14 protein-coding genes are annotated in these 13,123 nt (G+C 38.4%); 9 read left to right on the forward strand and 5 right to left on the reverse strand.

Annotated features, from left to right (window positions below; genetic code table 11):
* Positions 1–104: 104 nt before the first annotated feature.
* From fabD to H6F45_RS02120, 3 genes are read left to right on the forward strand one after another with little or no spacing between them, the layout of a single operon-like run.
* Positions 105–986 (forward strand): ACP S-malonyltransferase, encoded by an 882-nt coding sequence (gene fabD / locus H6F45_RS02110; protein WP_190346336.1) that lies wholly within the window; start codon positions 105–107, stop codon positions 984–986.
* Positions 987–1,046: 60 nt separating this feature from the next.
* Positions 1,047–1,421, forward strand: coding sequence for a DUF433 domain-containing protein (locus H6F45_RS02115; RefSeq protein ID WP_187040080.1), 375 nt, complete (start codon positions 1,047–1,049; stop codon positions 1,419–1,421).
* Entirely contained in the window at positions 1,418–1,810 is a 393-nt protein-coding gene (locus tag H6F45_RS02120; RefSeq protein WP_137669065.1) for a DUF5615 family PIN-like protein, read from the forward strand. Before H6F45_RS02115 ends, H6F45_RS02120 begins: the two co-directional genes overlap by 4 nt.
* 188 nt (positions 1,811–1,998) lie before the next feature.
* Here H6F45_RS02120 and H6F45_RS02125 read toward each other — a convergent pair whose 3' ends face one another.
* Positions 1,999–2,190, reverse strand: a complete 192-nt coding sequence (locus H6F45_RS02125) for a DUF2795 domain-containing protein (protein WP_096566750.1) — start codon at positions 2,188–2,190, stop codon at positions 1,999–2,001.
* Between the two features lie 304 nt (positions 2,191–2,494).
* Here H6F45_RS02125 and H6F45_RS02130 point away from each other — a divergent pair, with 304 nt between their 5' ends.
* Together H6F45_RS02130 and H6F45_RS02135 are read left to right on the forward strand one after the other, a co-directional pair.
* Positions 2,495–3,133: a lysophospholipid acyltransferase family protein gene (locus H6F45_RS02130; RefSeq protein WP_137669066.1), complete on the forward strand. Its 639-nt coding sequence runs from the start codon at positions 2,495–2,497 to the stop codon at positions 3,131–3,133.
* A gap of 101 nt (positions 3,134–3,234) precedes the next feature.
* Positions 3,235–3,531 (forward strand): DUF2288 domain-containing protein, encoded by a 297-nt coding sequence (locus H6F45_RS02135; protein WP_096566755.1) that lies wholly within the window; start codon positions 3,235–3,237, stop codon positions 3,529–3,531.
* A gap of 71 nt (positions 3,532–3,602) precedes the next feature.
* Here H6F45_RS02135 and H6F45_RS02140 read toward each other — a convergent pair whose 3' ends face one another.
* Both H6F45_RS02140 and H6F45_RS02145 read right to left on the reverse strand, forming a co-directional pair.
* Positions 3,603–5,513 (reverse strand): flotillin family protein, encoded by a 1,911-nt coding sequence (locus H6F45_RS02140; RefSeq protein WP_096566757.1) that lies wholly within the window; start codon positions 5,511–5,513, stop codon positions 3,603–3,605.
* A gap of 15 nt (positions 5,514–5,528) precedes the next feature.
* Positions 5,529–6,203, reverse strand: a complete 675-nt coding sequence (locus H6F45_RS02145) for an OB-fold-containig protein (RefSeq protein ID WP_096566759.1) — start codon at positions 6,201–6,203, stop codon at positions 5,529–5,531.
* Positions 6,204–6,740: 537 nt separating this feature from the next.
* Between H6F45_RS02145 and H6F45_RS02150 the strand changes: the two genes are divergently transcribed.
* The 4 genes from H6F45_RS02150 (at position 6,741) to H6F45_RS02165 (ending at position 12,027) form a co-directional block, all read left to right on the forward strand.
* Positions 6,741–9,248, forward strand: a complete 2,508-nt coding sequence (locus tag H6F45_RS02150) for an endonuclease MutS2 (RefSeq protein WP_190346337.1) — start codon at positions 6,741–6,743, stop codon at positions 9,246–9,248.
* A gap of 247 nt (positions 9,249–9,495) precedes the next feature.
* Entirely contained in the window at positions 9,496–10,104 is a 609-nt protein-coding gene (locus H6F45_RS02155; RefSeq protein ID WP_190346338.1) for a DUF3038 domain-containing protein, read from the forward strand.
* 115 nt (positions 10,105–10,219) lie between these two features.
* Positions 10,220–11,809, forward strand: coding sequence for a DUF4335 domain-containing protein (locus H6F45_RS02160; protein ID WP_190346339.1), 1,590 nt, complete (start codon positions 10,220–10,222; stop codon positions 11,807–11,809).
* A 2-nt stretch (positions 11,810–11,811) separates the two neighbouring features.
* Positions 11,812–12,027 carry a hypothetical protein gene (locus H6F45_RS02165; protein ID WP_190346340.1) on the forward strand — a complete coding sequence of 72 codons (216 nt, stop codon included), beginning with the start codon at positions 11,812–11,814 and terminating at the stop codon, positions 12,025–12,027.
* A 49-nt stretch (positions 12,028–12,076) separates the two neighbouring features.
* On the opposite strand, the gene H6F45_RS02170 is transcribed toward H6F45_RS02165, so the two are convergent.
* Both H6F45_RS02170 and H6F45_RS02175 read right to left on the reverse strand, forming a co-directional pair.
* Complete coding sequence (locus H6F45_RS02170; RefSeq protein ID WP_190346341.1) at positions 12,077–12,418, reverse strand: Dethiobiotin synthetase; 342 nt, start codon at positions 12,416–12,418, stop codon at positions 12,077–12,079.
* A gap of 46 nt (positions 12,419–12,464) precedes the next feature.
* The gene (locus H6F45_RS02175; RefSeq protein WP_190346342.1) at positions 12,465–13,010 is read right to left on the reverse strand and encodes a GIY-YIG nuclease family protein; all 546 of its coding nucleotides are present in this window, start codon (positions 13,008–13,010) and stop codon (positions 12,465–12,467) included.
* Positions 13,011–13,123: the final 113 nt, after the last annotated feature.

Below are 13,123 nucleotides of genomic sequence, written 5' to 3' on the forward strand. Positions count from 1 at the left end.
TACCAATTACCAATTACCAATTCCCAATTCCCAATTCCCAATTCCCAATTATCAATTCCCAATTACCAATTACCAATTCCCAATTCCCAATTCCCAATTATCAAATGACAAAAACTGCTTATGTGTTTCCCGGACAAGGTTCGCAAGCCTTAAACATGGGAATTGATCTACTAGATATACCATCTGCTAAGGCAAAATTTGAGGAAGCTGAAGCAATTTTAGGGTGGTCTGTGAGTGAAATTTGTCAAAATGACGAAGCAAGATTATCACGTACACTTTACACCCAACCTTGTTTATATGTGATCGAAAGTATTCTCGCGGACTTATTACGAGAAAAAGGAGAAAAACCAGATTTAGTTGCCGGTCACAGTTTAGGAGAATATATTGCTCTTTATGTTGCTGGTGTTTTTGACTGGTCTACAGGTTTACAATTAGTCAAACGTCGTGCAGAAATTATGGATAATACTGCTGGGGGAATGATGGCAGCATTACTTAATTTTGATCGCGAACAATTAGAAAAAGTAATTGCAGAAACCCCGGATGTAGTGTTAGCAAATGATAATAGTCCCGCACAAGTCGTAATTTCAGGAACTCCCGAAGCTGTACAAATTGTAATGTCTAATGTCAAAGCAAAACGGGCATTACCTTTAAAAGTTTCCGGTGCATTTCATTCCCATTTAATGGCAGCAGCATCACAGGAATTTCAAGAAATATTAGATAGTATAGTTTTTCAAACAGCAGAAGTTCCCGTTGCTTCTAATGTTGATCCAGTTCCTGTTACTGATGCAGAAATTTTAAAACAACGTTTAACTCAACAAATGACTGGTTCAGTACGGTGGCGAGAAATTGCATTACAATTACCAAAAAATGGGATTACCAAAGTAGTAGAAATTGGACCAGGTAATGTTTTAACTGGTTTGATTAAGCGGACTGTTGAAGGTATGGAATTGAAGAATATTCGTAATACTGGGGAGTTGCCAAGTTAGGGGAAATTAATTCACAATTAAATTAGGTTGAGCAGATACAACCTTTAGGAGTTGATGGATATGAAAACTGTATATAATGGACAATCAGGTATCATTCGCACAGAACGGGGACTAATTATAGCCGGAACTCGGATTACTTTGTGTGATGTGATGGACTATGTAAAAGCTCAGTATCCACCTAAGTTAATTCGTGAAAAACTGGGACTAAGTGATGCACAGGTGAATGTGGCTTTAGACTACATAGAAAATCATGCTGTGGAAATAGAAGCTGAATATCAAGAGTTTCTGCAAAAATCAGCAGAAATTCGCCAATATTGGCAAGAAAAAAACCGTGAACGATTTGCCAAAATAGCAACTCAACCTGCTAAAGTTGGCCAGGAAGATTTACGCGCAAAACTGCAATCTTGGCAAGAACGCATCACATCCCCATTATGAATTTTCTCATTGATTATAACTTAACAGGGGACTCGGTTTTATTTTGGGGAACACTTGCGGCTGAAGGTTGGATTGATCTGTTATCAATTCGTTTTTTTACCTTTAAACAAGCTGGATTAGAGACAGATAGCAGTGACAAAATTGTATGGCAATTTGCTCAAGCAAACCAAATGATTCTGATCACAGCTAATAGAAATATGAAAGGAACTGATTCATTAGAGCAAACAATTCGAGAGGAGAATACAGATACTTCACTACCAATTATTACTATTGGAAATCCTGATCGATTTGATGAGCGCATTTATCGAGAAAAATGTGCTGCTCGCCTAGTGGAGATTATATTAGATATTGAAAATTATATGGGAGCAGGTAGAATTTTTATTCCTTGAAGCTTTTTATTGTAGATATTATAAGAGTACCGCTGCTATTCTTAGCTGAAGAAATAGTAATGAATAGTGGGATTTAAACATAAATTATCAGTATTTTTTGCCTAAATCCCACTATATATCAAATGCCAAAAAGTAGCTAATGAACTAGACATGAACTAGACAGACAAGAACGGAAACTTATTCAAAAATTATCTAACTTGACCAAATTCGTGTTCCACGTCTGCCATGTTTTCATATTCACGCTCTGGCATTTGTCGGAGAACGTCAATTACTTCCTGACTTGCATTTTTCTGTCTGGCATGGTTAACCAAATCTTCTTTATTTGCAGGAAAATCTATGCCACTAAGACTTCTGGAAATATCAATTGCTGATACTGCCATAACCTAACCTCTATATAATAATTGGTCGTTTAATATCTAGGCTATTAGTGTTCTCTCCATATATTCTCTACCTGCGGTTGCATCTTATTTTGATGTTTATGTTGAATATTGAGCATATCTTTGAGGATAGGGAATAGGTAATAGGGAATAGGGAAGATAAAACAATTAAAAGTAATTAGCCGGATATAAAATGCACCCTTGAAAACGCTTTCATCTGTAAATATGCTAAATCTACCTTTGTTCATGGACGAAAAGCGATCGCCATAGCTTATTCTAAATAATAGTCTTATTTAAAATATCTTCCGTGACCAGAGAACGCGAACCTTTTATTAGTTTGGCACTTTACCACGCTTTCAAGTGGTCAGTGCTTAGCCCCATGCTACACGCTTACTTCGGGGGTAAAATTTATGGGGTGGAAAATGTTCCCAAAACTGGACCATTGGTGGTAGTTAGCAACCATGCAAGTTATTTTGATCCTCCCATAGTTTCTAACTGTGTATGTCGGCCAGTTGCATACATGGCCAAGGAAGAATTATTTAAAGTGCCTGTTTTAGCCCAAGCTATTAAATTATACGGTGCTTATCCCGTCCGTAGGGGTACTGCTGATCGTGCGGCTATTCGTGCGGCTTTAGAATATTTAGAGAATGGTTGGGCTGTAGGTGTGTTTTTAGAAGGAACTCGCACCCCAGATGGTCGTATTCATGATCCCAAAAGAGGTGCAGCACTGTTAGCTGCAAAAGCCAAAGCGCCTTTATTACCGGTGAGTTTGTGGGGGAGTGAAAACGTTGTCCAAAAAGGTACACCTATTCCTCGTAAAGTCCCGATGACTATTAGAATTGGTAAATTGATTGATGCGCCAACTTCTACAAATAAGGAAGAATTAGAAGCTATAACTCGTAAATGTGCAGATGTAATTAATGAAATGCACGATTTAGGAAGATAGGTGATTGGGTGAAATTTAACTAATGACTAATGACTAGTGACTAATGACTAATGAATTGCAAATTATGTACAATTGAGATCCTAACAAAACTGTGAAAAATTATGTCTGATTTAAGAGAAAAATTAAAAGAAAATCTGGATGAAGCGGAATGGGATTGGCTAGTTCCCCATGCACAAAGAGATGTGATAATTGTGGTAGCAGATGGGTTAGATTTGCTGGATGTGGGAGAAGCGATCGCAACTGATAATATTCCCTCTGTGCAAAATTGGATTGATGAACAATTGCTGGCCAAACCTTCACCAGAACAATTAGGAAATTGGAATGGCGATCGGACTAAGAGGTTTAACGCTTTAATTGTTGAACCTTACGTTTTAGTGCAAGAAAAAGCTGTTGTTTAACAACTCATAATTCATAATTCATAATTCATTATTGATAATTGAAAAAATTATGAATTATGAATTGCAAATTATTAATTACTTTCTTTTTCTTGGTGATTCAAGCTTGGTAGTTTCACAGAGTTGTTACTACTTACTATTTGGCTAACTTGCCCAATTAAATCACCTAATTTACCTTCATCTAACAAGGTATTTATTAAGGAAAGTCCGCTAGTAGATAATAGTAACTTGTTAATATCTTGACTGCCATTACTACCATTTGCACCAGGGAAGGAATAAATGCGAGTGTCTCCTAAAACTCCTGGTTGTGGTGCTAAAGCAGTAACAATTTCTGGTAGTTTATCCGCTAATTCTGGCCAGATAGTTGTGAGAATTTTCGCACTTAAATTAGCATTGCTAATGGTATTTTCTGCTGTAATTTTGGCTTGAATACCTTCAGCTTCAGCTAAAGCTTTATCACGGTTAGCATCTGCAAGAGTACGAATGGCTTCTGCTTCTAATTCTGCTGCTTCTTGGGCAATTTCCGCTTGACGACGACGACGGAAAGCATCAATTTCTACAACGTTGCGATCGCTAATACTCCTTTCTTGTGCTTCCCTTTCTGCGATGATTATAGATAAACGTTTTTGGCGTTCCGCTTTTTCAATTTCACTGGCAGTTTTTACCGCTTCTTCTGCTTTCGCTTGTTCTGCTTGTGCAACAAAACTTTCACGTTTTTTATTAGCAATTGCTATTGCGACATCTTCCTGCGCTAGTTTTGCTAATCTTTCTGATTCAACTATCTTTACTTGCGCTTGCAACTTTCCTGATTCTACACTTTGTTGGCGAGAAATTTCAGCAATTTCCGCTTCTTGTTTTTGCAATGCTTGTGCTACTTTTAGTTGTTTATTCCGTTCTTCTAAAGCAATATCAGCTTCAATTTGACTTTCTTGTAAAGCTAATTTTTTACGAATTTCTTCCTCTTCCACTGATTTTTCCTGCAAAATTTTGGTACGTCTTACCATTGCAGCTTCTCTATCTTTTGCTTCTTGAATTTCCCTTTCTCTCTGTGCTTTCAGTGCTTCAACTTGCAATTTTTGAGCTAGTTTAGCACTTTCTTGCTCTTGGGCAATTTGTAGCGATCGCTTTTGTGCATCTAGTTCTTTTTGTTCAATAGCGACTTGGGTTGCTAACTCAACTTCCCGTTTTTGTTGAATTGAACGTTGAATAATTTCCGTCCGCAACCGCACACCTTGAGCATCAAAGAAGTTATCAGGATCATAAGTAACACTTTCTAATATTTCCGAAATGGCAATGTTATTTAAAGTTAATCCCACCTTTTTCAAATCTGTACCTACTAAATTCAAAACTTCCTGAGCAAAACCCAATTTATCAGAATCAATTTCTGCTAAATCTTTAGTTTTAGCTGCCGCCCTAATAGCATCATCAGCCCTTTTTTCTAAAGCTTCTTTGATGTCTTCAGGAGTAATTCTACTGCCATTTTGAGATAGTCTTGCTGCTGCCGTTAAAACATCTTCTTCGGAAGCATTAATACATACATAAAATGTGACTCTAATATCTGCTCTCAGGTAATCTTTTGTTCTTACTGCCAGTTTTCCAGTTCTTTCTACATCAATAGACATTTCTCGCAAAGGTACACGGGTTAATTGATGAAATCCTGGTAAAACAATGCAACCACCATAAAGAATTACTGATTTCTTTTTAGTAAATAATCCCCCCGTTCTCACAAAAGCTTCGTTGTTGGGTGTGACAACATAAACCCTGGTATAAGCAAACAAGCTTAATAAAAGTAATATAACTAAAGTTACAATCAAACCAGGAAATACTATTCCCCCATTAATTTGAGCTAAAGTTGGCTGAGTTGTCAGCGGAAATGTGGGAGAATTTGATATTCTATATTCCTGTTTTGATTGCAGTTGAAATGTTAATAACTCCGATACATTAACACTTGGTAGAGCCTGAATAAATGTTAACCAAAAAAGCATTTTCTTGTCCTTTCACTAATTCTGATTTTTAGAGTCGGAACTATTTAACCAATTTTCTTCGTCTACACTGTCTTTGGCAATTACTAAATAGATTTGCTGTTTAAGTTCAATTACTATCACTTTTTCCCCTCTTTGTGGTGCGATAGTTGCCCAATCTGGGATCACAGCATTAATAGTTAAAAAGTTACCTTTTGGATCGAAAATATCTACCTGGCCAATTTTGTTGATGTTTTCAGCAGGAATATAAACAGAAGTTACAGTACCAATACAACCAACTAGGCGATCGCCACTTGCATCTTCACTAAATTCCGCAAACATTTTACTAATGGGTTCAGCTATCAATCTGCCAATGAATAAACTAATAATTAGGGAAATTAACAAGATAATTATCCCCATTAAAGGCAGTTGTTGATTTTGATTAATACCTCCCAGCCACACATTTAACATCCAACCAATGACACCCCACAGACTCAAATCTGTTGCCAACATCAATATTAATGGAACTTTACCAATACCAGCCCATTCCAGAAATCGTCCAAAGCTTAAATCAATGTTGGTTTCTATATCTATATCTAAATCTGCATCAGCATCTAATTCCGATTCTCCTCCTAGCATAATCATGAACAGGAAAAGCAGTATTCCTGTAATCAGGAAAATCCAATAAGGTAAGTTTGCTGGACTAAACAGCATATTTGCTCCTGCAAAATATTCAGCAGGTTTTTTATATTTTCGTTTGAATCCATCTTATTCTCTTCTTCTATTCAATGTCAAGATTAAAATTTATTTTTTGATTATTTATTGAGATATTTAACAAAATAGATGATTTATTATTAATAATATTAACAAATTAGACATTTATTATTAATAATATTAACAAATTAGATATTTTTAGTGTGAATACCTTGATAACTTAGGGTGGCGGCAATGAATGAATCACTTAAAATTATTTTTTATAGCAATTTAGGCAAATCCTGATACAGATTTTTCCCAGTGATCAAACCCAATCAAACCTAGATTCAAATTCAGCTAACAATTGTTTAGCTTGTGGGTTACATCATATAATGTAATGTAACTATTCAACTAAGCATGAGTAAAGCAGCTAACAAGTATTAAAACCTGGATGTATATTGGTGGGAGTAGGTGGTGGTGGAGAAAATTTCATCCTGAAAGACTTAGCTTTCTTGTTACCAGAATTGTTACCATAGTTTCAGATTAGATATTGAAGCCTTGATTCAGTCTGAAACCTTAGAACTACTAGAATGGCATCGCCTCTGCCAGCACCTTTCCACCTTTGCGGCAACTAAGTTAGGGGCGATAGTTGCCCGTGCCTTGCCAATTCCATCAACTCTGGAGGAAAGTAAAGAGTTGTTGGCACAAACCAAAGAAGTCTATCAATTGGAAAGCCGACTGACACCAGGGTTATCCTTTGAGGGCATTCAAGATATTGGTGACTCCTTAGAACGTGCGGAATTACAAGGAATTTTATCAGGTGAGGAACTGTTAGCGATCGCTACCACCCTTGCTGGTGCGAGAAATTTACGGCGGTTAATTGATAACCAGGAAGATGTACCTATTTTAACTGAGTTAGTCGCCGAATTACGGACTTACCCAGAATTAGAGCAAGAAATTCACCGTTGTATTGATGAACGAGCGCAAGTGACAGATCGCGCTAGTCAGAAATTAGGAGAAATTCGGGAAGATTTACGCAGGTTACGCAGTCAAATTACCCAAAAACTGCAAAATATCATCCAAGTTAAATCTAATGCCCTGCAAGAGTTGATTATTACTCAAAGAGGCGATCGCTATGTTCTCCCTGTAAAAGCTCCACAAAAAGACGCAATTCCTGGTATTGTTCACGACACATCTACCAGCGGAGCAACTTTATATATTGAGCCTAACAGCATTGTGCAAATGGGCAACCAATTACGCCAAGCTGTGAAAAGAGAACAGGTAGAAGAAGAAGCCATACGCAGGAATTTAACTACACAAGTAGCAGAATTTAAAACCGACTTAGAAAAGTTATTAGCCATTGTTACAATTCTGGATTTAGCTACAGCCAAAGCCAGGTATAGTTTCTGGTTAGGTGCAAACCCGCCCCGCTTTATTAATCCCCAAGAGCAAGAAATAATTACTCTGCGGCAATTACGGCATCCTTTGTTAATTTGGCAACAACAACATGAACAAGGACATCCTGTAGTTCCCGTGGATTTGTTGATTAGTCCTTATATTAAAGTAGTCACAATTACTGGACCAAATACGGGTGGTAAAACAGTAACTTTAAAAACGTTGGGGTTAGCGGCTTTAATGTCCAAGGTGGGTTTATTTGTTCCCGCCCGTGAACCAGTAGAAATTCCTTGGTTTAGTCAGATTTTAGCCGATATTGGGGATGAACAATCATTACAACAAAGCTTATCGACATTTTCCGGGCATATTCGCCGCATTAGTCGAATTTTGAATGCCATTAGCGAGGGAACAGGGAACACTTCGACAAGCTCAGTGCATCGCGGGGAACAGGGAACAGGAGAAGAAGCAGGGGAGCAGGGTGCAGGGTGCAGGGGAGAAGACTTTTCCCCAATCACCAATCACCAATCACCAGTCACCAGTCACCAATCCCTAGTTTTACTGGATGAAGTGGGCGCAGGTACAGATCCGGTGGAAGGTAGTGCATTAGCGATCGCTCTCCTCAAATATCTGGCGGATCATGCTCAGTTAACCATTGCTACTACTCACTTTGGAGAATTAAAAGCTTTAAAATATGACGATATTCGGTTTGAAAACGCATCAGTCGAATTTAACGAAGCCACCCTTTCACCTACCTATCGGTTATTGTGGGGTATTCCTGGACGTTCCAACGCCTTAACCATTGCCTTACGCTTAGGCTTAAAACCAGAAGTCATAGAAGCTGCAAAAAGTCAAGTGGGAGAAACAACGGACGAAGTTAACCAAGTAATAGCCGGGTTAGAAGCTCAAAGGCGCAGTCAAGAAACCAAAGCAGCAGAAGCACAAAAAATATTAAAGCAAGCGGAGAAATTATATAAAGAAGTTTCCCAAAGAGCCGCAGCTTTACAGGAAAGAGAAAAAGACTTGCGAGCCTCCCAAGAAATAGCCGTACAAAAAGCAATTCAAGAAGCGAAAGGAGAAATTGCCCAAGTTATTCGTCGGTTACAACAGGGTAAACCAACGGCTCAGGATGCACAAAAAGCAACAAAAGCGTTAAGTGATATTTCAGAAAAATATCAACCAGCACCAGCACCCAAACCCAAACCCGGTTTTATGCCCAAAATAGGCGATCGCATTCGTATACCCAAACTAGGGCAAACCGCCGAAGTCATAACCGCCCCGGATGCAGATGGGGAGTTAAGTGTGCGCTTTGGGATCATGAAAATGACAGTGAAATTACAAGACGTAGAATCTTTAGATGGTCAAAAACCAGAACCCATAGTCAAAACCAAACCAGCACCAGCCGTTACCCCGTCACCAACACCAACCGTAGCCATTCGCACATCAAAAAATACTGTTGATTTGCGCGGAAAACGGGTAGCAGATGCCGAATATATATTGGATAAAGCTATTTCTGAAGCTGTTGGACAAATATGGATCATTCATGGACACGGAACTGGTAAATTAAAGCAAGGAGTTCACGCATTCTTGCAGCAACACCCCAGAGTCAGCCATTATGAACCAGCAGAACAAGCAGATGGTGGTACTGGTGTCACTATTGCTCATGTAGATTAGGGCATTGGGCATTGGGAAAAACTATTACCCAATTACCAATTACCAATTACCAATTACCAATCACCAATCTTAACCAAAGCATCATGAATTTCTCATATTTAAACAAGAAATTTTCATCTAAAGTAAAACCAAAACAACAGCTGTTTACTAAACTTATTTACAGCTACATGAAGAGAAACCAATTTTCATACTTGATGGTCTGTTTCAAAAAGAGTAACAGCAACAGCCTTTATTCGCCTGATCAACTATGCTAAAAGTTATGCAATCGGCCGCCAATTCAGCAACACCGAATTCCCAGTGGGAGGATTTAAGCCAGTTTCCGAACCCCAATACCGTTCAATGGGAAAATATTAAAACCCAGTTAGATTTGGTGTTATTAGCACTAGAAACTTTAACTGGCATTGGTTCTGATGCTATGCTATCTGCGGCGATTAATCTCCAGTTAGAGTCAAAAGTACCAGATAGGGTGGCCTTGTGGCGACTGCGCCAATCTAACCCCATACGCAAAGGTCAAGGAGGGCGGAAAAAACTAGATGTAGATGAAGCGCGATCGCTGGTTCTGATTACCTGCTATCTTGCCAAACAACACCAAGAATTAATCCGGCGTGCTGTTGGATTATTAGAAACAATAGCTGCCAAAAATCAAGAACCTCATCAAAATGCTTTACTTGGAGATTATATAGATGCTTTCTGTAACACCTACCAAGAACGGATGGAAGAAGATGAACAAATCTCCACAGATTTACTAACCAACTTAGCAATAAAACTGCTGGTAGATTTACTATTTTATAGCGCCCCTACTGGACACCGCCGCCTGTGGTTAACATTGTTGGATCGATCCACAAAACAATTTTAGATTTTAGATTTTAGATTTTAGATTTTAGATTTTAGATTTTAGATTTTAGATTTTAGATTTGAAATCACTGATCCAAAATCGAAAATTCTTTTTTGTCCCCCTTGCCATTCTTGCTATGCCTGGATCAAATTCTGTCATTCGTCGCTACACTCCCCCCACTTGTACACTGGAAATCTTGGCGCAAAGCTCACCTTTATCTCGTTGGATAGGGCAAACAGTCCTGAATCAACTTCGTTTTCAACTGCACTTTGATGATCCAACACTACCAGAAGAACTGAGAGTACCTATTCAGGGCGATCGTGATCAACTAGAAGCCTTGTGTAATGCTGTTACTAACTACGTTCAGGCACTTCTACAAAAATCAGCAGATAACTTTTGTCTCACTTCCTTAGAATCCCAACCATCAAGCAAAACATCTGATCAACCAGAAGTACAAGATGTTACCCCATCATCATCATCGTCGCCTAAAACCCCAAATCCCTCTAGTATGGGAATTTTAGAGGCAACAATTTATTTAGAATCTAGTGACAATTTAACTCATAAACTATATCTCGGTTCCCTTGCTAATCAAACGTCAGGACCGATAATTCAACTTACTCTATTACAACTATTTGATCTGGCCACGGCCTTAGAAGAATATTCCACTGATGTCATAATATTACCAAATCTCAACAGTGAGAAATCAATAATTCCCAGTTTGCCTACTTGGACACCTATAGCCGCAGTAATAGCACTAGCTTTGGGTTTAGCTCCCTTAACCTGGCAATATGCCAGCAGCATGAGGCAAAATCAGCAGCAAACAGCTAAAAAGACTACTTCTGACACACAACCAGCAACTACTGTAACTGCACCATCTCTGAACTTAACCACTCCTCAACCAGAATGGACTTCCTTTGCTGGTTTACCATCTCCCCCTAGTAGTGGTGATACTATAAAGCCGCCTGATTTAGAGACTCCCGTGATACCCGCTGATTCTACTCTAGATCCAAAACCTCTGACTTTTCCTGATGCTACCGTGCCTCCCACAGCTAGAACATTGCCAAATAATGGACTGACAATACCTCCACAGACACAGCCAGTCCCTCCTAGCAGTCTACAAATTCCAGGAACAGCACCAATACCCAGTTCCCAACAAAACTCTACAGGAGTGATTAACCAAGGTGGTATTCCTCCTGTCACTGGTCAAAATTTGCCTTCTGGAAATACAAGTAGTATCTCTTCTATATCTGGATCTATTGCTACCTTACCTAATGATGTGCAGAGTCAGATTTCTGGACAACAATCCTCTACACCAAATTCACAGCAATTAGATCAAGCTGCTTCTGCAACCAAATCTCCCGATAATGATTTAATAGAAAAATTGCGATCAGCAAGACAAAGACCATTCCCAACACAGGTTGCTGCTGAGGAAAACAAATTATTTGATGTACCTCAAGCAGCAGAAGCTAGAGCTTATTTACAAAAGAATTGGCGGCCACCTACGGGATTTTCCCAGACACTAGAATATAGTCTGATTTTGGGTGTTGACGGTACTATTGAACGCATTTTACCCTTGAACCGAGCCGCTAGAGAATATATTAATGACACTGGTATACCAGAAATTGGTAAACCCTTTGTTTCTACTAATCAAGCTGGACAAAACCTCAGACTCAGAGTTGTCTTTAGTCCCGATGGTAAGGTGCAGACGTTCCCAGAAAACCCTTGATTATGTGTAAGGAGTCAGGAGTCAGGAGTCAGGAGTCAGGAGTCAGGAGTCAGGAGTCAGGAGTCAGGAGTCAGGAGTCAGGAGTCAGGAGTCAGGAGGAGGTGGGAAAATTTATTTGCTATCTCTCGAAATCTAAAAAAATGCACACTTTTTCAGGTATACCTTTGAAAACCCTGGCGCTTTTTTCCTCTTTATTAGCACTTCGACAAGCTCACTGACTACCTGTAACCTTTGTTCTATCTGGGTTTTACATTTATTTAGCAAACCTTAAATAGTTTCCCATTTACCGGAAAAGATACTTTCAGCGGATCGGGAAATGCGTTGTAAATCTTCTTTTAGCAGTGGTGGCCATTGAACTCCAGATTTAGATCCTGTAGCAAATAATTGCAAAGCTCTAATACCTAATTTATATAAAGCTAATGCTAGTTCTTTATCTAAGCTATGAGCATCTTTTAGAGCTTCAAACACAATTTTTAAGGCTAATAAAACAGAGGTAATTTGACCTGGTACTGGTGGTTTTCCTTGTTTGAGACGATTTAACAAAGCATCTGGGTTTTCTTCATTTGCTGTTTGGTCTATAAGTAACTTTCGCGCTATTTCGTAGTTCATAGGGGAAATAATTGATAATTGATAATTGATAATTGATAATTATCAATTATTTTAAATCTAGTAAACCTTCTTCTTTTAATTTAGGATGAAAACGCATTTGAGTTTTTAATCCTCTTGATTCTAAAACTGCTAAAATTTCTGATTCAATTCGCCGAGCTACATTTTTGATGATTTTACTTTTCGACGATTCATCAATTAGTGGATTTTGATAATTAGCTTTTTCTTCATCTGTCATTAATGCTTGAGTATTTATAGGATTAGTCCATTTTTCTTTGTTTTCTCCATTCCCTAAGGGAAGGCTACCATTTTCAACAATCCAAGTATTTTCAATCTTTTCTAAAATTGTGCGGTTAGGGCGTTCAATTGTGTGAACTTTTAACCAATAACATTTTTCTGGTTGACGGACTAAATGCTGCTTGCAACTAAGATAAACATCACGGGAATAACTAACGAATTGCAGAATTTTATCTTTGTCAAAAATGGCATAGGCTCCTATTTTACCCTGAAAATGTGCTGGTAATTCTCCATTTTCGTCAATGTAAGTGACATATTCTAAAGTATTTAAAGCGGGAATATCAATTTCTGTAGTCATCTTTATTAAATGTATGATTTACTAATTTAGTAAAGCAGCAAGTGTGCAAACAGTCAAGCATCAGGGAATTGGGAATTGGGGATAGGGGATAGTTTTAGAGGATGTTTTAAAGG

It is taken from the genome of Sphaerospermopsis sp. FACHB-1194 (assembly GCF_014696235.1).
In the GTDB taxonomy this organism is placed as follows: domain Bacteria; phylum Cyanobacteriota; class Cyanobacteriia; order Cyanobacteriales; family Nostocaceae; genus Sphaerospermopsis; species Sphaerospermopsis kisseleviana.